This window comes from Pseudomonas sp. SWRI154, from assembly GCF_014268645.1.
Lineage (GTDB): Bacteria > Pseudomonadota > Gammaproteobacteria > Pseudomonadales > Pseudomonadaceae > Aquipseudomonas > Aquipseudomonas marvdashtae.
The window spans coordinates 42,905-66,859 of the sequence record NZ_JABWQW010000020.1 but is presented as its reverse complement, the minus strand read 5'-3'; the positions used below and the strand labels follow the sequence as shown (position 1 = coordinate 66,859).

Below are 23,955 nucleotides of genomic sequence, written 5' to 3'. Positions count from 1 at the left end.
CGACTGCTGCGCAGCCGAGCGGGAGCAAGCTCCCTCGCCACAGGTGTAGCGTTATTTCTTCATCAACGCCGAACACGCCGCCTTGTACGCCTCATGCTGATATTTGTTTAGCGTCGCCGGCAAGGCGAAGTCATGTTTCTTGCTCTGTGCATTGATGGTCTGCGGCGACAGCAGCGTCACCTCACAACCTTCCAGCAACTGGAAAATCCCTTCGATCTTGAACGTCGTCGGCCCACCGGCGAATTCGCCTTTCTTGCTGCGCTTCTTGATGGCGATACGTTCGATACCATTGGCCGTCACGAATGCTCGCACTTGCGCAGCGAAGGCCTTGACGTTGGCGGCTTCGTCGTCATCGTCCAGAGCGATTTTCTTGGTGTTCAGCGCGACGTGGCTCAGCGCCTGCTGGTCCAGCGAGGCAACGGCGATGATCGCTTCGCTGCCTTTTATTTCGATGCCGCAGATGATCATGCTTGGCCTTGGATTCGGGGGGTCTGGAGCGCCAGTCTATCTGCCTTGATCAATTCATGCTCGCGCGCAGGTCCAGCATGATCTTGTCGAAATAGTCGACCCGGATCACGCCAAAGCGCGGGTACTCGAAATCCAGGATCACATACAGCACGCAGACCATCACCGCTGCGTAACCGAGGCTGTGCAGCCAGTTGCGTTGCCGGGCGCCCGCCATGCCATAGCCGATCAGCAAGGCGCTGATCAAAGTCATGGTGATCAGCATCAGGTAGATCGTCAGGGGCGGGTGGGTTTCATGGGCCACCGCGCGGGTGGTGGTGATGTCGATCATCTCGTTCTGTGCCTGCAACACCGGGGTTCCCAGCGTTGGGGTGGGCATCTGTTGCAGGGCGGCGACGGTACGTTTCCAGATGGTTTGCTGCAAGTCATTGGCCCGGTCATGGGCGGCTTCGTCGACTTCGTCTTCACGCAGGTCGCGGTAGTACTCGATGCGGGCGTCGACATAATCGCGGAACGCCCGACGGATCTCCGGTTGTTCACTGGCTGGCAGCAGGTCCAGGCGCAGCCAGGCCGTGCCCATGGCATTGGTTTCGGCAACGATTAATGCTCGGCGCTGGTCGAGGCGCGAAGCCGCGCCGGAAAAGGTAAAGGCAATCAGCAGCGCCAGCAGGCCGAACACCGCGCCTTCAATGGCGCCGATGCCCTGGCGGGCGCCGTCCGGGTCCTGGGCCAGGTGACGTTTGCCGACCCGACGACCGGCTTCGATGCCAAGCACGATGGCGATAAAGATGGCTAACCCGTAGAAGGGCAAGGCGGTAAGAGAGTGCATACGAAAATCCTTTTGATCGTCGTGTGTGACTCGTCTGTACAGCCGGGCTCGGACGGGTATGTAGCCAGTGTAGACGGCGTTGCGCAGTTCTTCCTGTGATCGCTGGCCGGTCATTCCTGCCCAATCGACTCCAAAAACTCCGACCGGTCATCGCTCACCTGGGCCATGCAGTCGTTTTCGGCGATTTTGTAGGCGTCGCTGCCGGGTTTGGCCGGGAAGGCGGCGATGGCGCAGTCGGCGTCGCGCTGTTTTTGCCACACTTGTTGGGCGGCCTTGAGCTTGGCGGTGATGTCGTTGAGCTGGGCCTTGTCGCTGGCGTAGCGGGTTTGCAGGCGCTCGTTGAGGCTCTGCAGGTTTTCATTGAGCAATTGTTCGGCGGCGGTTTTGCCGTAGGCCGAGCAGGCCAGGGTCTGGACGTCGTTTTCGACTTCGTCGCAGGGATTGGGCTCGGTGTCTTCGGTTGCGTGTGCCAGGGTGCTGATCAGCGCCAAAGCCAGGAAGATTGATTTCATCGCGTCGCCGCTCAAGTCCAGTAAAAACCAGTGATGCGGCGGATTCTGGCGCAAGCGTCGAGTAAAGAACAGACGAGCAGGGTGGGCCTGTTGTAGCCCATTGTCGTGGATTGACGCTTTCGGCAATTCCCCTGTCGTTTTTGCACCGGGTCGCGACGGCCCTCAGGCATATGCTGGCCCCAAAGCGCCGGCACACGATTCGGCGCATGAATCGCCAACAAGGGGACTGCCTGATGAGCCCAGCCGAATTGCACGCCGACAGCATCGTTATCGACGGGCTGATCATTGCCAAGTGGAACCGCGACCTGTTCGAAGACATGCGCAAGGGCGGCCTGACCGCAGCCAACTGCACCGTGTCGGTGTGGGAAGGTTTCCAGGCCACCATCAACAACATCGTCGCCAGCCAGAAACTGATCCGCGAGAACAGCGACCTGGTGATCCCGGTGAAAACCACCGCCGACATCCGTCGCGCCAAGGAGCAGGGCAAGACCGGCATCATCTTCGGCTTCCAGAACGCACACGCCTTCGAAGACCAACTCGGCTACGTCGAGATCTTCAAGCAGCTCGGCGTGGGCGTGGTGCAGATGTGCTACAACACCCAGAACCTGGTCGGCACCGGCTGCTACGAGCGCGACGGCGGCCTGTCGGGCTTCGGCCGTGAAATCGTCGCCGAGATGAACCGCGTCGGCATCATGTGCGACCTGTCTCACGTCGGTTCCAAGACCTCCGAAGAGGTCATCCTCGAATCGAAAAAGCCGGTCTGCTACTCCCACTGCTTGCCGTCCGGCCTGAAAGAACACCCACGCAACAAATCCGATGAAGAACTGAAGTTCATCGCCGACCATGGTGGTTTCGTCGGCGTGACCATGTTCGCGCCGTTCCTGGCCAAGGGCATCGATTCGACCATCGACGATTACGCCGAAGCCATCGAATACACCATGAACATCGTCGGCGAGGACGCCATCGGCATCGGCACCGACTTCACCCAAGGCCACGGCCAGGACTTCTTCGAAATGCTGACCCACGACAAGGGCTACGCCCGTCGTCTGACCAGCTTCGGCAAGATCATCAACCCGCTGGGCATCCGCACCGTGGGCGAGTTCCCGAACCTCACCGAGACGCTGCTCAAGCGCGGTCACCCGGAGCGGGTGGTGCGCAAGATCATGGGCGAGAACTGGGTCAACGTCCTCAAGGACGTCTGGGGCGAGTAAACCCCGCTGCATCACTGAATCCTTTACCTGCGGCCACTCGCGCCGCAGGCACACCACGAATTTCCGGAGTCAAGTTTTCATGGCCAAGATCGCCCCGCAACTGCCTATCGAAGTCGACAGCGAAACCGGTGTCTGGACTTCCGACGCCCTGCCGATGCTGTACGTACCGCGTCACTTCTTCGTCAACAACCACATGGGCATCGAGGAAGTGCTGGGCGCCGACGCCTACGCCGAAATTCTCTACAAGGCCGGCTACAAATCCGCCTGGCACTGGTGTGAAAAAGAAGCCGAATGCCACGGCCTGGAAGGCGTCGCGGTGTTCGAGCACTACATGAAGCGCCTGTCGCAGCGTGGCTGGGGCCTGTTCAAGATCCAGGACATCGACCTGGACAAAGGCACCGCCAGCGTCAAGCTCGAGCATTCGGCGTTCGTCTACGTGTACGGCAAGGTCGGGCGCAAGGTCGACTACATGTTCACTGGCTGGTTCGCCGGCGCCATGGACCAGATCCTCGCCGCGCGCGGCAGTTCGATCCGCACCGTGGCCGAGCAGGTCTATGGCGGTTCCGAAGAAGGCCACGACGACGGCCTGTTCATCGTCAAGCCGTTGTAAGTCGAGGATCGCGCCATGGCTTTTGAAGCAATGTTCCAGCCGATCCAGATCGGCAAGCTGACCATCCGCAACCGCGTGCTCAGCACCGCGCACGCCGAGGTCTACGCCACCGACGGCGGCATGACCACCGACCGGTACGTGAAGTATTACGAAGAGAAGGCCAAGGGCGGCATCGGCCTGGCGATCTGCGGTGGCTCGTCGGTGGTTGCCATCGACAGCCCGCAGGAGTGGTGGAGCTCGGTGAACCTGTCCACCGACCGGATCATCCCGCACTTCCAGAACCTGGCCGACGCCATGCACAAGCATGGCGCCAAGATCATGATCCAGATTACCCACATGGGCCGTCGCTCGCGCTGGGACGGTTTCAACTGGCCGACCCTGATGTCGCCGTCCGGCGTGCGTGAGCCGGTGCACCGTGCGACCTGCAAGACCATCGAACCGGAAGAAATCTGGCGGGTGATCGGCAACTACGCCCAGGCCGCGCGCCGGGCCAAGGCCGGCGGCCTGGACGGCGTCGAGTTGTCCGCCGTGCACCAGCACATGATCGACCAGTTCTGGAGCCCGCGAGTCAACAAGCGGACCGACGAATGGGGCGGCAGCTTCGAAGGCCGCATGAAGTTCGGCCTGGAAGTGTTGAAGGCCGTACGCGCCGAAGTGGGCGACGATTTCTGCGTGGGCATGCGCCTGTGCGGCGACGAGTTCCACCCGGACGGCTTGTCCCATGAGGACATGAAGCAGATCGCCAAGTACTACGACGACACCGGCATGCTCGATTTCATCGGCGTGGTGGGCTCGGGTTGCGACACCCACAACACCCTGGCCAACGTCATCCCGAACATGAGCTATCCGCCGGAGCCGTTCCTGCACCTGGCCGCCGGTATCAAGGAAGTGGTCAAGGTCCCGGTGCTGCACGCGCAGAACATCAAGGACCCGAACCAGGCCACGCGGATCCTGGAGGGCGGTTACGTCGACATGGTCGGCATGACCCGCGCCCACATCGCCGACCCGCACCTGATTGCCAAGATCAAGATGGGCCAGATCGATCAGATCAAGCAGTGCGTCGGCGCCAACTACTGCATCGACCGCCAGTACCAAGGGCTGGACGTGCTGTGCATCCAGAACGCCGCGACGTCCCGTGAATACATGGGCGTGCCGCACATCATCGAGAAGTCCACCGGGCCCAAGCGCAAGGTAGTCGTGGTCGGTGCCGGCCCGGCGGGTATGGAAGCGGCGCGGGTGGCCGCCGAACGTGGGCACGATGTGACCCTGTTCGAGAAGAAGGAATTCATCGGCGGGCAGATCACCACCGCCTCGAAGGCCCCGCAACGGGACCAGATCGCCGGTATCACCCGTTGGTTCCAACTGGAGCTGGCGCGGCTGAAAGTCGACCTGCGCCTGGGCGTTGCGGCTGACGCGGCGACCATCATGGACCTGCGTCCGGACGTGGTGGTGCTCGCCGTCGGCGGCCATCCGTTCCTGGAGCAGAACGAACACTGGGGCGCCGCCGAAGGGCTGGTGGTCAGCAGCTGGGACGTGCTCGACGGCAAGGTGGCGCCGGGCAAGAACGTGCTGGTCTACGACACCATCTGCGAATTCACCGGCATGTCGGTGGCGGATTTCCTCGCCGACAAAGGCAGCCAGGTCGAGATCGTCACCGACGACATCAAGCCGGGCGTTGCCATTGGCGGGACGTCGTTCCCGACTTACTACCGCAGCATGTACCCCAAGGAAGTGATCATGACCGGGGACATGATGCTGGAGAAGGTCTATCGCGAAGGCGACAAGCTGGTGGCGGTGCTGGAGAACGAATACACCGGTGCCAAGGAAGAGCGCGTGGTTGACCAGGTGGTGGTGGAAAACGGCGTGCGGCCGGACGAAGAAATCTACTACGCGCTGAAGGAAGGTTCGCGCAACAAGGGCCAGATCGACGTCGAAGCCCTGTTCGCGATCAAGCCCCAACCGTGTCTGGAGCAGAGTGGCGAAGGTTACTTGCTGTTCCGCATTGGCGACTGCGTGGCCCAGCGTAATACCCACGCGGCCATTTATGACGCCCTGCGGTTGTGCAAGGATTTCTAACGGCTTAACACCATCACCTGTGGCGAGGGAGCTTGCTCCCGCTGGGCTGGTCCGACGTTTCGGGCGAAGCGGCCCCAAATCATCAGTCGAGGAGCATCAGGTTTACACCTGGGGCTGTTTTGGGAGCGCTTCGCGCTCCAGCGGGAGCAAGCTCCCTCGCCACAAGTAGGTGCGTCGCTCTCACTGGCGCGCACACGACCCTGAGGTCTTTGGGAGCAACACCTATGTTGAACACCCTTCTTCCAATCCTGCTGTTCGCAGCCCTCGGCCTCGCGGTCCTTGGTGCCTTGCGGCGGGTGAACATGTGGCGCCGGGGACGACCGTCGAAAGTCGACCTGATCGGCGGCCTCTTCGCCATGCCCAAGCGCTACATGGTGGACTTGCACCATGTGGTGGCGCGGGACAAATACATTGCCAATACCCACGTCGCCACGGCGGGCGGGGCGGTGGCATCGATTGTGTTGGCGATCCTGGTCCACGGTTTTGGCTTGCACAACCGCATCCTCGGTTACGCCCTGCTGCTGATGTCGGCGGTGATGTTCGTTGGCGCAATCTTCATGTACCTGCGTCGGCGCAACCCGCCAGCGCGGTTGTCGAAAGGCCCGTGGATGCGCCTGCCGAAAAGCCTGCTGGCCTTCTCGGCGTCGTTCTTCCTGGTGACCCTGCCGGTGGCGGGCATCCTCCCGGAAAACTTCGGTGGTTGGCTGGTGGCGGCGGTCCTGGGTGTCGGCGTGTTGTGGGGCGTGTCGGAGTTGTTTTTCGGCATGACCTGGGGCGGGCCGATGAAACACGCCTTCGCCGGTGCCCTGCACCTGGCCTGGCACCGCCGCGCCGAACGCTTTGGTGGTGGCCGTTCCACGGGCTTGAAGCCGCTGGACCTGAACGACCCCGCCGCGCCGCTGGGTGTGGAAAAACCCAAGGACTTCACTTGGAACCAACTGCTGGGCTTCGATGCCTGCGTGCAGTGCGGCAAGTGCGAAGCGGCCTGCCCGGCGTTCGCCGCCGGTCAGCCGTTGAACCCGAAAAAACTCATCCAGGACATGGTCGTCGGCCTGGCCGGCGGCACCGATGCGAAATTCGCCGGCAGCCCATATCCAGGTAAACCGGTGGGCGAACATGCTGGTAATCCCCACCAGCCGATCGTCAACGGCCTTGTGGACGCCGAGACCCTGTGGTCTTGCACCACTTGCCGGGCGTGCGTCGAGGAATGCCCGATGATGATCGAGCACGTCGATGCCATCGTCGACATGCGCCGCCACCTGACTCTGGAAAAAGGCGCCACGCCGAACAAAGGCGCCGAGGTGCTGGAAAACCTCATCGCCACCGACAACCCTGGCGGCTTCGCCCCGGGTGGGCGGATGAACTGGGCGGCGGACCTGAACCTGAACCTGCTCAGCGAGAAGAAATCCACCGACGTGCTGTTCTGGGTCGGCGACGGTGCTTTCGACATGCGCAACCAACGCACCCTGCGCGCCTTCGTCAAAGTGCTCAAGGCAGCGAAGATCGACTTTGCCGTGCTCGGGCTCGAAGAGCGCGACAGCGGCGACGTGGCCCGGCGCCTGGGTGACGAAGCGACGTTCCAGCTGTTGGCCAAGCGCAACATCCAGACCCTGGCCAAATACAGCTTCAACCGCATCGTCACCTGCGACCCACACAGCTTCCACGTGCTGAAAAACGAATACGGCGCCTTCGATGGCAACTACCTGGTGCAGCACCACAGCACCTATATGGCGGAGATCATCGACGCCGGGGCGTTGAACCTCGGCCAGCACAAGGGCGACAGCGTGACCTATCACGACCCGTGCTACCTGGGCCGCTACAACGGCGAATACGAGGCGCCGCGCCAAGTGCTGCGTGCGCTGGGCATCGAGGTCAAGGAAATGCAGCGTTCCGGTTTCCGTTCCCGTTGCTGCGGCGGTGGCGGCGGTGCGCCGATCACTGACATCCCGGGCAAGCAGCGTATCCCCGATATGCGCATGGAAGATATTCGCGAAACCGGCGCCGAACTGGTGGCCGTGGGTTGCCCACAGTGCACGGCGATGCTCGAAGGCGTGGTCGAACCACGACCGATGATCAAGGACATTGCCGAACTGGTGGCCGATGCGCTGCTCGAAGACGCGGCCCCGAGCAAGCCCGTGGCCCCGGCCAAACGTGAACCTGCGGAGGTGCATTAATGAGCGACATCATCCGCCGCGACCCTCGCGCCGAGTGGATCGCCCGCAACCGCCTGCATCCGCTGCACGCGGCCATGCAACCGGTGCAGCATAGCTGGATGGGCCCCAACGGCGTCATTCGCAAAAACGTCCATGGCGTCGGCTTCATCGGCCCTAACGGCATCAAGCGGATTGATCGCAGCGGCGCCCAGCAGGGGGGCGCGAGCAAACGCACCGCTGCCATTGAGGTGCAATTGCCGCTGCATCAGGTGCCGCAACCGGCATTCCACATTTGCGTCGTTCCGGACATGGTGGGTGGCCGCCTCAGCAGCCACGACCGTGACCTGCTGGGCCTGGCCCATCAGCTTGCCGGGAGTGACGGTGCGGTGTTGGCGGTGGTGTTTGGCGAGCATAAGGAAAGCGCCTTCGCCACGGCGGGTGTCGACCGCTTGCTGGTACTCGATGGCGAGGAGTTCAGCGGGTATGCACCGGAACAACGGGTGCAAGGCTTGCGGGCTGTGGATAACCAATTCAACCCGCGCCATTGGTTGCTGCCTGACAGTCGCAGCGGTGGTGGTGAACTGGGCCGGCGCTTTGCCGCAGCCCTGGGCGAACGCCCGGCCACGCGGGTCTGGCAGGTCAAGGGCGAGGCGTGCATCGGCCGCGCCGGTGCGGGCCTGCAAGACTTGGCTCGGCCGTTGGCGCGCTTGATCCTGGCGGCGGCCGAATGCGCCGAACCGGTCAGCGAAACCCGTCACGAAGCCTTGCCGGTGGAGTTATCCACAAGCGTGGCGCGCAGCTTGTCGCGCATCGAAGACCTTGGTGCGGTGGCGGTGGACCCGGGGGCGATCCCGATGGCCGAGGCGGAATTCATTTTCTCCGGCGGCAACGGGGTCAAGGACTGGGCATTGTTCCACCAGACCGCCGCGGCCCTGGGCGCCACCGAAGGCGCTTCGCGGGTGGCGGTGGACGACGGTTTCATGGCCCGGGATCGCCAGGTCGGTGCGTCCGGCACCTGGGTCACGGCGCGGGTTTACGTGGCCGTGGGAATTTCCGGGGCGATCCAGCACCTGCAAGGCATTGGCGCCTGCGACAAAGTCGTGGCGATCAATCTCGATCCGGGTTGCGACATGATCAAACGGGCAGACCTGTCGGTGATCGGTGACAGCGCGGCGATTCTCCAGGCCTTGATCGCGGCGGTAGAGGCTTACCGCAACGAAGCCAAGCGCGATGCGGCTTAAGCTAAGGAAACGTTCATGACTACCCAAGTGATCAGCCTCGTCTCCATCGGCGCCCACCCGACCTCTGGTCGACCCCGGCGCGCCGAACAGGACGCCCGTGCCGTGGAGCTGGGCCTGCAACTGGCCGGCAACGACCTTCAAGTGCTGCACGCTGGCGACGTCGCCGAACCAGCCCTGCGCGCCTACCTGGGCATGGGCCTGGATGAACTCCATGTCCTGGAAAACCCCGACGGGGCCGACGCCTTGCCGGCCCTGACCGACTACCTGCGTGACGCTGGCGCCCAAGTGGTGCTCACCGGCAGCCAGGCGGAAACCGGCGAAGGCTCGGGCATGCTGCCGTTCCTGCTGGCCGAGAATCTCGGCTGGCCGCTGGTGGTGGGCCTGGCCCAGGTCGAGTCCATCGACAAGGGTGTGGCCTTGGTGCTGCAAGCATTGCCTCGAGGCCAACGGCGCCGTCTCAAAGTGCGTCTGCCGTTCCTGGCGACTGTGGATAACGCTGCGCCAAAACCTCGGCAAAGCGCCTACGGCCCGGCCCGACGCGGAGCGTTGCAGGCCGAGGAAGTCGAAGTGATCGATGACGCCCTGCTGGCGGTGGCGACGCTGCAACCGGCCAAGCCACGGCCCAAGCGCTTGAAGGTGATCAAGGCCAAGAGCGGCGCCGACCGCATGAAAGCCGCCACGGCCAAGGCCAGCGGCGGAGGCGGGCAAGTGCTCAAGGGCGTGAGCCCGGAGGCGGGGGCCGAGGCGATTCTCAAATTGTTGGTGGAGGAAGGGGTGGTTCGCTAATCCTGGACAGTGCGCCCGGTGGGAGCGAGCAGCCTCGCTTCCAAAAAACTCCTGGTTACCCACAATCCCTGTGTGCGTGGCTGTGGATAACCTGTTCGCCCCTCGCTGTACCCCACGCAAATCAGGCCCTGTGGGCCAGCGATCAAAAAACAGTCAATCTAACTCACGGTTTTTATTGGCTTTTTTCTGTGAATAAAGCACCTGCCCAACCGAAAGTTGCCCCCAATCTCTGTTGGCGCTTCTGTGGATAAGATGTTCGCTCAACGCTGCAAGCCAAGCGGTGCGGTGCTTCCAGTGATTTGATCAAATAATGATCAAGAGACGCCACTGAAGATAAAAACTGCAGCAATAACCCCGATTTGCAGGCCGTCGGGACTGTTTTCCACAAAAACGTCAAATTACCCCCAAACGCTGTTGGCGTTTCTGTGGATAACGTGTTCGCTCTGCTCTGCGCACCTTGAAAGACAAGGGTTTCGACGAGTTGATCAAAAAGCACTCAATCCCTCGGAAAACTGCCGTCCTGGCATAAGTCGCGGATTTTATTCACATTGCCGCTGGGTAAATTAAGTTAACCGCGCACTTGTCCCCATTTGCTGTGGGCGGTCATGTGGATAACTTGTACACCGAACGCTGTAAGGCCCAGCGGGCTTAGCGCGAAACGCGATAGATCAAATTTCATACAGTTCTAAGGAACCGCCTTGACGTAGGGGTGTCGCCTGTCTTCACTCATGGCACAAGGACAGCGCAACTTTATCCATATCTGGTTCAGGGAGAACACAAGATGGATAGCAAGATCCCCCACCCCTTTTCCGCTTCAGCCCCGACTTGCATCCCCACGCCTGTCACCTCGGCACAGCGGCGTACCCGTCGGCGTGCCGCCAATCAGCGTGCCCGCCTATAGCGCCTGAGTTTCGCCGATCTACACCGTTGACTGCCGCTTTAACCCGAACGGGATAGTGGCCAGGCGTACGTGCGCCTGTGGAATTACAGGTAACCGCAGAGTTGCCCCCTTCTGCCTGAGAGGACTTGAACATGACACGGATATCGACCCCCATCAGTGAAATCAAGGAACACTACGACGTCATCGTCATCGGTTCCGGCTACGGCGGCGGCATTGCCGCGTCGCGCTTGTCCCGGGCCGGGCGCAGCGTCTGCCTGTTGGAACGTGGCCGGGAGATCCAGCCGGGCGAATACCCCAACACGCTGCTCGCGGCCACCGAGGAGTTGCAGGTGCATGACCCGGACGGCCACATCGGTTCGCGTACCGGGCTGTTCGACCTGCACGTCAACGCCCAGCAGAACGTAGTGGTCGGGTGTGGCCTGGGCGGCACGTCGCTGATCAACGCCAACGTCGCGCTGGAAGCCGAGCCGGGCGTGTTCGAGGACCCGCGCTGGCCGCTGGCGATGCGCGAACACAGCGATACGTTGCTCAAGGACGGCTACGCCCGCGCCCGGGAGATGCTCAAGCCAAATCCCTATCCGGCGTCCTCGCCGAACCTGCCCAAGCTCGATGCCCATAAGAAATCCGCTGATTACCTCAAGCAGGGTGCGCATTTCTATAAGCCGCCGATCAACGTGACATTCGACAAGCTGCCGAACAATCTCAACCATGTTGGCGTCGAGCAGTTGCCGTGCAATGGTTGCGGCGACTGCGTTTCGGGCTGTAACAACAAGGCCAAGAACACCACGCTGATGAATTATCTGCCCGACGCCTGGAACCACGGCGCCGAGATTTTCTGCCAGGCCGAAGTGCGGCATCTGGAGCGCGATGGCAATGGCTGGATCGTGCATTTCCAATACCTGGACAGCGGTCGCGAGATGTTTTCGGCGCCGACGCTGTTCGTGCGGGCCGACATCGTAGTGGTCTCCGCTGGCACCCTGGGCTCCACCGAAATCATGTTGCGCTCACGGGACAAAGGCTTGCCGATGTCCAGTCAACTGGGCGAGAACATGAGCGGCAACGGCGATATCCTCGGCTTCGGCCACAACTGCGACCAGGTCATCAACGGCATCGGCTTCGGTGCGCATTCGGCCAAGGAGCTGGAACCAGTGGGGCCTTGCATCACCTCGGTGATCGACATGCGCACCGAAGGCGACTGGCGCAGCCGCATGGTGATAGAGGAAGGTTCGATTCCGGGCGCCCTCGGTCGGGCCATGGTGCCGAGCATGGCAGCGTTCGCCGAGATGATCGGCGTGCCCACCGACACCGGCTTCGGTGCCAGCCTCCGGTACAAGGGGCGCGAGGCCGAAAGCTTCCTGCGCGGCCCGTATTACGGCGCGCTGCATAACATGCAGACTTACCTGATCATGAGCCACGACAACGGCAAGGGCCGCATGGTGCTCGACAACAAGGACCAACTGCGTATCGACTGGCCCGGTGTCGGCGAGCAGGAAAACGTCACCCTCGGCAACGAACGCCTGCATCAGAGCACCAAGGCGCTGGGCGGGATCTGGGTCGAGAATCCGATCTGGACCAAGCTGCTCAAGCACAGCATCGTCTCGGTCCATCCGCTGGGCGGTTGCGTGATGGGCGAGGACGCCACCCAAGGCGTGGTCAATCACAAAGGACAGGTGTTCAGTGGCGCCAGTGGCACCGACGTCTACCCAGGGCTTTACGTGACGGACGGCTCGGTTATCCCGACCTCCCTGGCGGTCAATCCGTTGCTGACCATTTCGGCGGTGAGTGAACGCAACATGGGACTGCTGGCGGCCGATCGCGGTTGGCTGATCGACTACACGCTGCCGTCGGTCCCGCGCAAACCGGTGGCGGCGCCGACACTCGGCGTGCAGTTCACCGAAACCATGAAAGGTTACTTCTCCACGGCGTTCACCCAGCCCCAAGGCACCGACCTCAATACTTACGAAGCGGCAGCCAAGCGCGGCAAGGCCGATAACTCACCCATCGAATTCACCCTGACCATCACCGCCGCCGACCTCGATCGCCTGATCAAGGAACCGGAGCACGCCGCAACCTTGGTGGGCACCCTCGATGCGCCACTGCTGTCATCCAAGCCACTGGTCGCCAGCAATGGGGTGTTCAACCTGTTCGAGCAGTACCAGGAACAGGTCGGCGTACGGCACATGAACTACGACATGAAACTGACCGCCGAAGACGGCAGCGACTATTTCTTCAGCGCGTTCAAGACCGTGCCCGAGGACAACGGCGTACTGAACATCTGGCCCGACACCAGCACCCTCTACGTCACCCTCTATCGCGGGCCGGACAAGACCGGCGCGGTGCTCGGCTCCGGGGTGATGCACATCCTGCCGGCCGACTTCGCCAAGCAGATGACCACCATGAAAGTCCTCAACGCGCGCAATGAACGTGAGCGCGTGGAGGCGCTGGCGCGGTTCGGCAAGTTCTTTGCCGGCATCTTGTGGGAGAGCTACGGTGGGGTCTTCGCCGGTGACGTCTACTTCAACCCGGACGCGCCGCCTCGTTTGAAACGGCCATTGGATGCGCCGGCGCCGGTGGTGCATTTCTTCCAGACCGAAGACAACGTCGAGCTGCGCCTGACCCGCTATCAGGCCGGCAGCAAGGGTCCGGTGATGCTGGTCCATGGCCTGGGCGTGGGCTCGAATATCTTCTCCACCGACACCATTCACACCAACCTGCTGGAATACCTGTGCAAGCACGAGTACGACGTCTGGCTGCTGGATCTGCGGGTGAGCATCCTGCTGCCGGCCAGCAAGAACGAGTGGAACGGCGACCAAGTGGCCCAGTACGACTTCAAGGCGGCCATCAAGCAGATCCAGCAAGCGACCCTGGCCCGTGACGTGCAATGCGTGGTGCATTGCTACGGCGCGACGACCTTTTTCATGTCGATGCTGGCGGGCTTGCAGGGGGTTCGTTCGGTGGTCTGCTCGCAGATTGCCGCCGACACGGTGGTCGCCACCGCCACCGGACTGAAGGCTGGGCTGCATTTGCCGGGGATGCTCGATGCCATCGGCATCAAATCCATGACGGCTTACGCCGACACCAAGGAAAGCTGGTTCAACAAACTCTACGACAAGGCCCTCAACGGCTATGCCCGGATCGAGGCCCAGGGCTATTGCACCAACCCGGTCTGCCATCGCATCACGTTCATGTATGCGTCGCTGTACCGTCACGACACCCTCAACGAAACCCTGCACGACAATCTGCATGAGTTGTTCGGCGAGTCGAACATCCAGACCTTCGAGCACCTGGCGCTGATCGTGCGCAAGGGGCATCTGGTGGACTTCAAGGGCAACGACGTCTACATGCCGCATTTCGATCGGTTGAAGTTGCCGATCTGCTTCATCAGCGGCGCCGACAACCAGTGCTACCTGCCGCAAAGCACCCTCAAGACCTACGAGCGACTGTGCGAGATGCACGGCCCGCAGTTGTTCAGCCGCCACGAAGTGCCGGGATACGGCCACATCGACTGCATGTTCGGCAAGGACGCGGTGGTGGATGTGTATCCGATCATCCTTGAACACCTGGAGAAAACGGCGCTCGGCTGAAGCGACTCACCCGTGGCGAGGGAGCTTGCTCCCGCTCGGCTGCGAAGCAGTCGTCGCTTTTGAAGTCTTGGGGGCCGCTACGCGGCCCAGCGGGAGCAAGCTCCCTCGCCACATGGTTTTGTGGTGAGTCAAGAATAAGGAAAAGGATGCCATGAACACTTACATCCGCTGGTTCCAACGCATCATCTGGATCGGAATCGTCATGAACATGGTCTTCGCGATCCCGGCACTGTTCGCGCCGGCGTTGCTGACGTCCATGCTCGGCCTGCCACCGGTATTGTCCGATCCCTGGCTGGAGAACGCCGGCATGTTGCTGGTGGGGATCAGCCTGTTCTATATGCCCTCGGGGTTCAACGCGCCGCGTTTCGTCGTGCACTCATGGTTGTGCGTGTTGTCGCGGCTGGTGGCGGTGGTGTTCTGGATCTACCTGATCAACACCAACAACCAGGGCCAGCTATTCGTGCCGATGTTGATGGGCGACCTGAGCATGTTCCTGATCCTGGGCGGGCTGCTGTACCTGGGCAGCCCGGCGGCCAATCGTCCGCTGGCCTTGCTCTGCGCCGGTTGGCGGGAATGGCGCGCTGGTTGGGCGCTGCGCTGGCAGCGCCATGGTTTCAAGGTCGGCACATGGGTGGTGGTCGTGCTGCTGGGTTTCATCGGCTACCAGACCTGGTACCAGATGATCCGGGAGGTGCCGCAGCCGGACTTTGCCTCCGATGAAGACCACTACAAATACGCCGCCATCGGCCTGGGCATCGAAGCACGCATTCCCTACTACCTGTTCGCCGTGCTGCCGCAGATGTGCCCGGAAAAACTGCCCAAGCCGGGCGGCTACGAAGTGTTCGGTTTCCTCTATGAAAACGGCAACGACCTGCCCATCGGCATGGCCAAGCGGCAACTCGGTTACCCCACGGTCGAGCCGAATTGCGCCTTGTGCCACACCGGTTCCTATCGGGCCAATGCCACTGACGTCGCGGTGCCCGTCGCCGCCGCGCCGGCCAATACCCTGCAGCTGCAAGCCTTCCAGTGGTTCGCCTACGAGTGCGCCAGCGACCCGAAATTCACCCCCGAGGCGGTGATGGCGGCGATCAACGGCAAGTTCCAACTGGGTTTTTTCGAAAAACTCTATAACCGTTACCTGATCATCCCGATGGCCAAGAGTGCGCTGCTCAAGCAGAAGCAAGCCTATGCCTGGCAGAAGCTGCGCCCGGCCCAGGGGCCAGGGCGGACCGACACCTTCAACCCGACCAAAATGGTGGTGTTCGGCTTCCCGGATGATTCCACCATCGGCACCGTGGACCTGCCACAGGTCTGGAACCAGAAACCCCGCGAGTCCATGTACCTGCACTGGGACGGCAATAACAACAAGATCCACGAGCGCAACTACGCAGCGGCCATGGCCGTGGGAGCGACGCCGGAATCGGTGCTGCCACCGAGTTTCAATCGGGTGACCAACTGGCTGCTGGGCCACAAGGCACCGGCGTGGCCGTTCGCCCTGGACCAGGCGAAAGTCGCCCAGGGCAAACCGATCTGGGAGAAAAACTGCGCCAGTTGCCATGATTTTGGCCGCAGCGACACCGGTCAGGTCACCACCAATATCGACCAGTTGGGCACCGATCCCCATCGCCTGAATTCCTTCACCACCGGCCTGGTGGCGGCGTTCCACGGCTTCAAGAAAACGCCGTTCGACTTTGGCGCCTACCGCAAGACCCAGAGCTACAGCAACACCCCCACCGACGGCATCTGGCTGCGCGCGCCTTACCTGCACAACGGTTCGGTGCCGACGCTGTGGGATTTGCTGCAAGCGCCGGAGCAGCGTCCGCCAGTGTTCTACACCGGTTCCGATATCTACGATCCGCAGAAGGTCGGTTTCATCACCAGCGGCGCGCAAATGAAGGCGTCGGCGGATTTCAAATACGACACCCGCCTGGAAGGCAACCACAACGGCGGTCACCTGTATGGCACGCAGCTGTCGGACGTCGACAAGCGGGCCCTGATCGAATTCATGAAAACCCTGTGATCCAGGGCACAACGAAGGAGCGTTCACATGTCATTACTGCACCATTGGGAGCATGAGTTCGACAAGGTCAAGGTCCGCCTGCACGGGTTGGTCACGCGGCTGGAAATGTCCTGGAAAAAACTCGTCAACGACCTGGAGCCCGAGGAGTTCCAGGCCATCGTCAAATTGCTGGAGCGAGGCCACGACCAAGCCCGGCATGTCATCGATCATGGTGATCTGCCGGACGACGAACCCGCCGTCCCGTGGGAGCTGGCCCACGGTTTGTCGATCCTGAAGATCGGCAACGCCACGCCTCTGCCGCAAAAAGAAGAGGAATTGCCGACCCGCGTGCTCAAGGACGGTACGTTACTGGGCTGTCGTAAGTGGGAGTTGTTGGACCTGCTGTGGAGCGAGGCGCTGCTCAAATGGATCGAAAACCTGCGCCACCATGCGCCGTTCGCCACCAACCCGGCGCTGGTGAAAATGGACAACGACGTGGTGCTGGCCATCGCCGGCGACTGGGGCACCGGGCCGTTCGACAGCCACGCCCCGGCGGTGGCGGTGGCCAACCAGATGCAATTGGCCCTGGCCGATTTCACCATCCATCTGGGCGATGTGTACTACGCCGGCACCCATTCCCAAGAAGACGTCGATATGGTCGGCTGGCCCCAGGGCAAGCACGGCGCGTTCACCCTCAACTCCAACCATGAGATGTACAGCGGCGCCCATGGTTACTTCAAGGAGCTGGCGGCGCGTTTTCCGGTGCAGCAGGGCACCAGCTATTTCGCCTTGTACAACGACGATTGGCTGGTGGTTGGCCTCGATAGCGCGTACGCCTCGGACGCGATGAACCTGTACATGGACGGCACCCTCAACACCCAGCAGATCGAGTGGATGAAAACCCTGCCCAAGCGCAAGAAACTGATGGTGCTCAGTCATCACCAGGGCTTCGATATTTCCGGGCACAACAAGACTGCGCTTTACCAACCGGTGTGCGATGCCCTGGGGCGTGAGCCGGACTATTGGTACTGGGGCCATCTGCACAATGGCATTTGCTATGCGCCGCAAGGTGGGCTGCACGCGCGTTGCGCCGGGCATGGGGCGATCCCTTACGGCACCACCAGCGAGTTGAACGGGCACGCGCGGGTGCTGTGGTCGGAAACTGAATTGGCGGGAGACGAGGCGTATCCGGAGCGGGTGTTGAATGGGTATGTGAAGGTGCAACTGAGGGGGGAGGAGATTGTCGAGACGTTTTATGGGGAGGATGGCAGCGTGCGCTGGTCGTCCAGCCGATGATCGATGATCGTTCCCATGTTCTGCGCGGGAATGCCTCTGCTCCGCGTTCGGCTTTTGGGACGCAGAGCGTCCTGGGCTGCGTTCCCACGCGGAGCGTGGGAACGATCAACCGGAGTGCTAGTTTTCAGCCCTGGACCGGCACGCCCTTGAGGTACGGCGCCGGTTCGGCCCCGAGGTTGTTGAGCAGGCGCTCGCTGTACCAGTCGACGAAGTTCACCACGCCGAACTCATAGGTCTTGGAGTACGGGCCTGGCTGGTAGGCGGTGGAGTTGATGCCGCGCTGGTTTTCTTCGGCCAGGCGACGGTCCTGGTCGTTGGTGGCGTCCCAGACTTCGCGCATGCGCGCCACGTCATAGTCCACGCCTTCGACCGCGTCCTTGTGCACGATCCACTTGGTGGTGACCATGGTTTCCTGGGCGCTGATCGGCCACACGGTGAACACGATGATGTGGTCGCCCATGCAGTGGTTCCATGAGTGCGGCAGGTGCAGGATGCGCATCGAGCCCAGGTCTGGGTTCTTGATGCGGCCCATCAGCTTGGCGCAGCCCTGCTTGCCGTCCATGGTCATCGACACGGTGCCCTTGAGCAGCGGCATGCGCACGATACGGTTACGCAGGCCGAAGCTGGCGTGGGCGTAAGGGATCTTCTCGGCGTCCCAGGCGGCGGCGGAAGCGGCTACGTGATCCTTGAACGCCTGGTCGGCCCGTGGGTCGGTGACGTCGTCCCATTCCAGCAGAGTCTTGAGCAACTCAGGGTGCGAGGCGTTGCAGTGGTAGCACTCGCGGTTGTTTTCCAGCACCAGTTTCCAGTTGGCCTTTTCCATCAAGGTGGTTTGCACCGCCACCTTGGTGTTCTCCATGTCGTAGGGTTCCATGTAATGGTTCAGGGTCGACAGGAAGTCATCGATGGCCGGCGGGTTCTCGGCCAGGCTGATGAAGATGTAGCCGCCAGCGGTCTTCACGTTCACCGGCTTGAGGCCGTACTGCTTCATGTCGAAGTCGGCGCCCATCTCGGTGCCGGCGAACAGCAGGCGACCGTCCAGCTCGTAGGTCCACTGATGGTAGTGGCAGACCAGTTTGGCGACCTTGCCCTTTTCGCTGGTGCACAGCCGCGAACCGCGGTGGCGGCAGACGTTATGGAAGGCATGCACCACGCCGTCGGCGCCGCGAATGACGATGATCGGGTTCTTGCCGACTTGCAGGGTCAGGTAGTTGCCCTTGGCCGGGATCTCGCAAGTCATGCCGGCGATCAACCATTCCTTCTGGAAGATTTCCTGCATGTCGATATCAAACAGGCGCTCATCACTGTAGAACGGTTGCGGCAGCGAAAAGGTACGCTCGCGCTCTTGCAGCATTTGCGCGGTGGCCTTGCGTGCGGGTTCCAGCGGATCGCCCAGGCTCAGGGTAGTGGTGTCCATCGTTTTATCCTCGTGGCTCTCTAAGCGGAGCCGGTGAAAATGGCTAATCGGTTGTGCTACGCAAGGCAGAAAACTTTGTTTATCTGTTGGGGCGAGTGTGGGGCCGCGCAGGGGCGCAACCTTATCCATGGGCGACATGGCCCAATCTGTTCCCGACGCGCAAGCCCCGGTAGTTGGGGGCTGGTCGCGATAAGTATGTGAATGTCGCAGATAGGTAAATGGTCACCCAGGCGCCTGCGCACAATCGCCCTCATGAAGGCCGACAGTCGGCCGTGGAGATCAGCATGTCCAATAATTTCCTGAACCCGGTCACCACCCAGACCTGGGCCAATGGCCGACATATCGTACGTTGCGTCAAAGTCATCCAGGAAACCTGGGATGTGCGCACTTTCTGCTTCATGGCCGACCAGCCGATCATGTTCTTTTTCAAGCCCGGGCAATTCGTCACCCTCGAGCTGGAAATCGAAGGCCAGCCGATCATGCGCTCCTACACCATCTCCAGCTCGCCGTCGGTGCCCTACAGCTTCTCGGTGACCATCAAGCGCGTGCCGGGGGGCAAGGTGTCCAACTGGCTGCACGACACCTTGCACGAAGGCCAGGAGTTGGCGGTGCACGGGCCGGTGGGGTTGTTCAACGCCATCGACTTCTCCAGCCCCAAGGTGCTCTACCTCAGCGGCGGCGTCGGGATTACCCCGGTGATGTCCATGGCGCGCTGGTACTACGACACCAACGCCAATGTCGACATGACCTTCATCCACAGCGCCCGCTCGCCCAAAGACATCATTTACCACCGCGAGCTGGAACACATGGCGTCGCGGATCGACAACTTCAGCTTGCACCTCATCTGCGAAAAACATGGCCTGGGCGAGCCGTGGGCCGGGTATCGCGGTTACCTGAACCACAAGATGCTGGAACTGATGGTGCCCGACTTCCTCGAGCGCGAAGTGTTCTGCTGCGGCCCGACCCCATACATGACCGCGGTCAAGCGCCTGCTGGAAGCGGCCGGTTACGACATGAAGCGGTACCACGAGGAATCCTTCGGCGCCACGCCACCAGAAGCCCGTGCCGATGCGGTGGAACAGGCCGAACAGGCAGCTGACGCTCCCGAGGTCGATGCCGCGGACCTGCACCTGGTGGAATTCACCTCTTCTGGCAAGAGCATTCGCGTGGGGCCGGGAGAAACCGTCCACGCCGCCGCCGCCAAGCTCGGCATGATGATTCCCAAAGCCTGCGGCATGGGCATCTGCGGAACGTGCAAGGTGTTGAAGCTGGGCGGAGAAGTGGAAATGGACCACAATGGCGGAATTACCGAAGACGACGAGGCCGAGGGTTACATCCTGTCCTGCTGCAGCGTGCCGAAGGGGGATGTGCGGATCGATTTTTGATCTGCCCATCCTGGTAGCGGTGAGCTCCCTCGCCACAAAAGCTTAAAAGCCCTGAAGATCTCGGTCGTTGCTTCAGGCGCTCATCACTTCCCGAATATCCGCCGCCAATTCCCGTACGCGTGCTTCTTCGGTGTCCCAAGAGCACATGAAGCGTGCGCCGCCCTTGCCGATGAAGGTGTAGAAGCGCCAGCCCTTGGCGGTCAGGGCGGCAATGGCCGGTTCCGACAATTGCAGGAACACGCCGTTGGCCTGGACCGGGAACATCAGTTCGACGCCGGGAATGTCGCTGACCAGTTTCGCCAGCAATTGCGCGCAGTGATTGGCGTGGCGAGCGTGCTTGAGCCACGCATCGTTCTGTAGCAGGCCGACCCACGGCGCGGAGAGGAAGCGCATTTTCGAAGCCAGCTGCCCGGCCTGTTTGCAGCGGTAGTCGAAGTCTTCGGCCAGGTCGTGGTTGAAGAACAGGATCGCCTCGCCTACCGCCATGCCGTTTTTCGTACCGCCAAAGCACAACACGTCCACGCCGGCTTTCCAGGTCAGGTCGGCCGGGGTGCAGCCGAGGAAGGCGCAGGCGTTGGAGAACCGAGCGCCATCCATGTGCAGGTTCAGCCCCAGCTCCTTGCAGGTGGCGCTGATCGCGCGAATTTCTTTCGGGGTATAGACGCTGCCGACTTCCGTGGCCTGGGTCAGGGTCACGACGCGCGGCTTGGGATAGTGGATGTCCTGGCGTTTGAGGGCGATCTCGCGGATTGATTCCGGGGTCAGCTTGCCGTTTTCGGTGCGTGCCACCAGCAATTTGGAACCGTTGGAGAAGAACTCCGGCGCGCCGCATTCGTCGGTTTCGACGTGGGCGGTTTCCGAGCAAATCACGCTGTGATAACTCTGGCACAGTGAGGAAAGCGCCAAAGAGTTGGCCGCCGTGCCGTTGAACGCAAAGAACACTTCGCAGTCGGTTTCGAACAAGGCCCGGAAATCATCCGCTGCGCGGTGGGTCCATTCGTCATCGCCATAGGCGCGCTGGTGGCCTTGGTTGGCTTCTTCCATGGCCGCCCAGGCTTCGGGGCAAATGCCGGAATAGTTGTCGCTGGCGAATTGTTGACTCTTGTCGGTCATGGCCTTGCTCCTTGAATAGAGAGTCCTGGGTAAGAGATCCCTGGCGGAATTCCCGGGATGAGGGGTTCCATGGTTCGGCGTGCTTGAGTGCGCAACGCCGTGATCGATGTGGTGCGCACTTTACCCAAGATTAGCGAGGGAGCACATGGGATGTTTCTGTCAGAAAATCACAAAATCATCGGGCTACTGAGCACATGAGCCAACGCGACGGCGCCCTGGACCTGCTCAAGTGGTTGGCACTGTTGTCGATGGTCCTCGATCATCTGCGATATGTCGGTTTTTCCGTCGATTGGCTGTATGTGCCGGGGCGGCTGGCGTTTCCGTGGTTCTGCCTGGCGATGGCGGCCAATCTGGCGCGCAACGGTGCCGGCGGCAGTCCTTGGCGTTATCTGGGCTGGCTGTTGCTGTTCAGTGCTGTCAGCGAAGTCCCCTACCGTTTATTCATTCCTAACCCCGTCACCTTGAATGTAATGCCAACGCTGGTGCTGGGGCTGTTGGTGGCGCGCAGCTGGCAGGCGCCTACCCTGGAAGCCCGATGCCTGGCCGCGGTGGCGTTGCTGTTGGCGGCGCTGTTTTCGTCGCGACTGATGTTCGGCTTCTTCGGCGTGCTGCTGCCGTTGGCGATGTTGCTGGTGTTTCGCCGGCCCTGGTATTTCGCGTTGCTGCCGGGATTGGTCTGCGTGGCGGCCAATCAATGGCGGGTGCTGTATGGCGCTGCATGGCTGGGGGATGCGGTGGCGTTGTGGGGCTTGGTGGCTTGCCTGATCGCGCCAGGGTTGGGGCTGGTGCTTTTGCGCCTGGCCGGTCGATTTCATCCCCCAGCGATGCGGCGTTGGGCTTATGCGTTGTACCCCGCACACTTTCTACTGCTGCTCGCGGTTCGCCAGGCCATCGCGTAAGCCTTTGTGGGAGGGCTTCGCCCTCCAGCGGGAGCAAGCTCCCTCACCACAGGGCCGGTGTTCCATTCCATTTGAGCGCATGTCGTAAACGCACCTTTGCGTGGCGTCCATAGGCATTTGACCTGCCTGCGCCGGCCATACCATCGCATCCAAAGGGCACGACCGAAACGGTCCGTGCCTCACCGAGACGAAAGGCGCACCGCCGCCGCTGGGAGAGACGCGATGTTCAGCAAGCAAGACCAAATCCAAGGCTACGATGATGCACTGCTGGCGGCGATGAACGCTGAAGAGCAACGCCAGGAAGATCACATCGAGCTAATCGCGTCAGAGAACTACACCAGCAAGCGCGTGATGCAGGCCCAAGGCAGCGGCTTGACCAACAAGTACGCCGAAGGTTATCCGGGCAAGCGCTACTACGGTGGCTGCGAGCACGTGGATAAAGTCGAAGCCCTGGCCATCGAACGCGCCAAGCAGTTGTTCGGCGCCGACTACGCCAACGTCCAGCCGCACTCCGGGTCTTCGGCCAACAGCGCCGTATACCTGGCGTTGCTGCAAGCCGGCGACACCATCCTGGGCATGAGCCTGGCCCACGGCGGTCACTTGACCCACGGCGCCAAAGTGTCGTCCTCGGGCAAGCTCTACAACGCCGTGCAATACGGCATCGACACCACCACCGGCCTGATCGACTACGACGAAGTCGAGCGCCTGGCCGTCGAGCACAAGCCGAAGATGGTCGTTGCCGGCTTCTCCGCCTACTCCAAGACCCTGGATTTCCCACGTTTCCGCCAGATCGCCGACAAGGTCGGCGCGCTGCTGTTCGTCGACATGGCCCACGTCGCCGGTCTGGTTGCCGCCGGCCTGTACCCGAACCCGCTGCCGTACGCCGACGTGATCACCACCACCACCCACAAGACCCTGCGCGGTCCACGTGGCGGCCTGATCCTGGCCAAGGCCAACGAAGAAATCGAGAAGAAGCTCAACGCCGCGGTATTCCCCGGCGCCCAGGGCGGCCCGCTGATGCATGTGATCGCCGGCAAGGCGGTGTGTTTCAAGGAAGCGGCGGAGCCTGGCTTCAAGGCTTATCAGCAGCAAGTGATCGACAACGCCCAGGCCATGGCTGGCGTGTTCATCCAGCGCGGCTACGATGTAGTGTCCGGCGGCACCGACAACCACCTGTTCCTGGTCAGCCTGATCCGTCAAGGCTTGACCGGCAAGGACGCCGACGCCGCCCTGGGCCGCGCCCACATCACTGTCAACAAGAACGCCGTGCCGAACGACCCGCAATCGCCGTTCGTGACCTCGGGCCTGCGTATCGGCACCCCGGCGGTGACCACCCGTGGCTTCAAGGTTAGCCAGTGCGTCACCCTGGCCGGCTGGATCTGCGACATTCTCGACAACCTCGGCGACGCCGATGTCGAGGCCAATGTCGCGCAGCAAGTGGCGGCCCTGTGCGCGGACTTCCCGGTTTATCGCTGAGT

The 23,955-nt window shown here is 61.8% G+C and carries 17 protein-coding genes; 12 read left to right on the top strand and 5 right to left on the bottom strand.

Annotation, left to right across the window (positions count from 1 at the left end; genetic code table 11):
* Positions 1 to 51 precede the first annotated feature (51 nt).
* The 3 genes from HU806_RS17990 to HU806_RS17980 all read right to left on the bottom strand — a co-directional run bounded on the left by HU806_RS17990 (position 52) and on the right by HU806_RS17980 (position 1,806).
* The gene (locus tag HU806_RS17990) at positions 52 to 468 is read right to left on the bottom strand and encodes a DUF3010 family protein (RefSeq protein ID WP_186612929.1); all 417 of its coding nucleotides are present in this window, start codon (positions 466 to 468) and stop codon (positions 52 to 54) included.
* 49 nt (positions 469 to 517) lie between these two features.
* Positions 518 to 1,294, bottom strand: coding sequence for a bestrophin-like domain (locus tag HU806_RS17985; protein WP_186612927.1), 777 nt, complete (start codon positions 1,292 to 1,294; stop codon positions 518 to 520).
* A 110-nt stretch (positions 1,295 to 1,404) separates the two neighbouring features.
* Positions 1,405 to 1,806: a lysozyme inhibitor LprI family protein gene (locus HU806_RS17980; protein WP_186612925.1), complete on the bottom strand. Its 402-nt coding sequence runs from the start codon at positions 1,804 to 1,806 to the stop codon at positions 1,405 to 1,407.
* Positions 1,807 to 2,039: 233 nt separating this feature from the next.
* Between HU806_RS17980 and HU806_RS17975 the strand changes: the two genes are divergently transcribed.
* The 9 genes from HU806_RS17975 to HU806_RS17935 all read left to right on the top strand — a co-directional run bounded on the left by HU806_RS17975 (position 2,040) and on the right by HU806_RS17935 (position 17,663).
* Positions 2,040 to 3,017 carry a dipeptidase gene (locus tag HU806_RS17975; protein ID WP_030139307.1) on the top strand — a complete coding sequence of 326 codons (978 nt, stop codon included), beginning with the start codon at positions 2,040 to 2,042 and terminating at the stop codon, positions 3,015 to 3,017.
* A 79-nt stretch (positions 3,018 to 3,096) separates the two neighbouring features.
* On the top strand, positions 3,097 to 3,627 hold the full coding sequence (locus HU806_RS17970) for a DUF5943 domain-containing protein (RefSeq protein WP_030139308.1): 531 nt from the start codon (positions 3,097 to 3,099) through the stop codon (positions 3,625 to 3,627).
* Between the two features lie 15 nt (positions 3,628 to 3,642).
* Positions 3,643 to 5,703, top strand: a complete 2,061-nt coding sequence (gene dgcA, locus HU806_RS17965) for a dimethylglycine demethylation protein DgcA (protein ID WP_186612923.1) — start codon at positions 3,643 to 3,645, stop codon at positions 5,701 to 5,703.
* A 224-nt stretch (positions 5,704 to 5,927) separates the two neighbouring features.
* Positions 5,928 to 7,877 (top strand): dimethylglycine demethylation protein DgcB, encoded by a 1,950-nt coding sequence (gene dgcB / locus HU806_RS17960; RefSeq protein WP_186612921.1) that lies wholly within the window; start codon positions 5,928 to 5,930, stop codon positions 7,875 to 7,877.
* The gene (etfA, locus tag HU806_RS17955; protein ID WP_186612919.1) at positions 7,877 to 9,097 is read left to right on the top strand and encodes an electron transfer flavoprotein subunit alpha; all 1,221 of its coding nucleotides are present in this window, start codon (positions 7,877 to 7,879) and stop codon (positions 9,095 to 9,097) included. The genes dgcB and etfA overlap by 1 nt, the downstream gene beginning before the upstream one ends.
* Before the next feature lie 15 nt (positions 9,098 to 9,112).
* Positions 9,113 to 9,883 (top strand): electron transfer flavoprotein subunit beta, encoded by a 771-nt coding sequence (gene etfB / locus HU806_RS17950; protein ID WP_186612917.1) that lies wholly within the window; start codon positions 9,113 to 9,115, stop codon positions 9,881 to 9,883.
* A 1,032-nt stretch (positions 9,884 to 10,915) separates the two neighbouring features.
* Positions 10,916 to 14,368 carry a GMC oxidoreductase gene (locus HU806_RS17945; RefSeq protein WP_186612915.1) on the top strand — a complete coding sequence of 1,151 codons (3,453 nt, stop codon included), beginning with the start codon at positions 10,916 to 10,918 and terminating at the stop codon, positions 14,366 to 14,368.
* Between the two features lie 151 nt (positions 14,369 to 14,519).
* Positions 14,520 to 16,388, top strand: a complete 1,869-nt coding sequence (locus HU806_RS17940; RefSeq protein WP_186612913.1) for a c-type cytochrome — start codon at positions 14,520 to 14,522, stop codon at positions 16,386 to 16,388.
* 27 nt (positions 16,389 to 16,415) lie between these two features.
* A complete protein-coding gene (locus tag HU806_RS17935) occupies positions 16,416 to 17,663 on the top strand; it encodes a metallophosphoesterase (protein ID WP_186612911.1) in 1,248 nt (415 codons plus the stop codon).
* A gap of 124 nt (positions 17,664 to 17,787) precedes the next feature.
* Here the strand turns inward: HU806_RS17935 and gbca are convergent, their stop codons facing one another.
* Positions 17,788 to 19,080 (bottom strand): glycine betaine monooxygenase oxygenase subunit, encoded by a 1,293-nt coding sequence (gene gbca / locus HU806_RS17930; RefSeq protein WP_186612909.1) that lies wholly within the window; start codon positions 19,078 to 19,080, stop codon positions 17,788 to 17,790.
* A 284-nt stretch (positions 19,081 to 19,364) separates the two neighbouring features.
* Here gbca and gbcB point away from each other — a divergent pair, with 284 nt between their 5' ends.
* Positions 19,365 to 20,465 (top strand): glycine betaine monooxygenase reductase subunit, encoded by a 1,101-nt coding sequence (gene gbcB / locus HU806_RS17925; RefSeq protein ID WP_186612907.1) that lies wholly within the window; start codon positions 19,365 to 19,367, stop codon positions 20,463 to 20,465.
* Between the two features lie 72 nt (positions 20,466 to 20,537).
* Here gbcB and HU806_RS17920 read toward each other — a convergent pair whose 3' ends face one another.
* Positions 20,538 to 21,578 (bottom strand): threonine aldolase family protein, encoded by a 1,041-nt coding sequence (locus HU806_RS17920; protein ID WP_186612905.1) that lies wholly within the window; start codon positions 21,576 to 21,578, stop codon positions 20,538 to 20,540.
* 194 nt (positions 21,579 to 21,772) lie between these two features.
* On the opposite strand from HU806_RS17920, the gene HU806_RS17915 reads away from it, so the two are divergent.
* Together HU806_RS17915 and glyA are read left to right on the top strand one after the other, a co-directional pair.
* On the top strand, positions 21,773 to 22,477 hold the full coding sequence (locus tag HU806_RS17915; RefSeq protein WP_186612904.1) for a TraX family protein: 705 nt from the start codon (positions 21,773 to 21,775) through the stop codon (positions 22,475 to 22,477).
* A gap of 222 nt (positions 22,478 to 22,699) precedes the next feature.
* Entirely contained in the window at positions 22,700 to 23,953 is a 1,254-nt protein-coding gene (gene glyA, locus HU806_RS17910; RefSeq protein WP_186612902.1) for a serine hydroxymethyltransferase, read from the top strand.
* Positions 23,954 to 23,955: the final 2 nt, after the last annotated feature.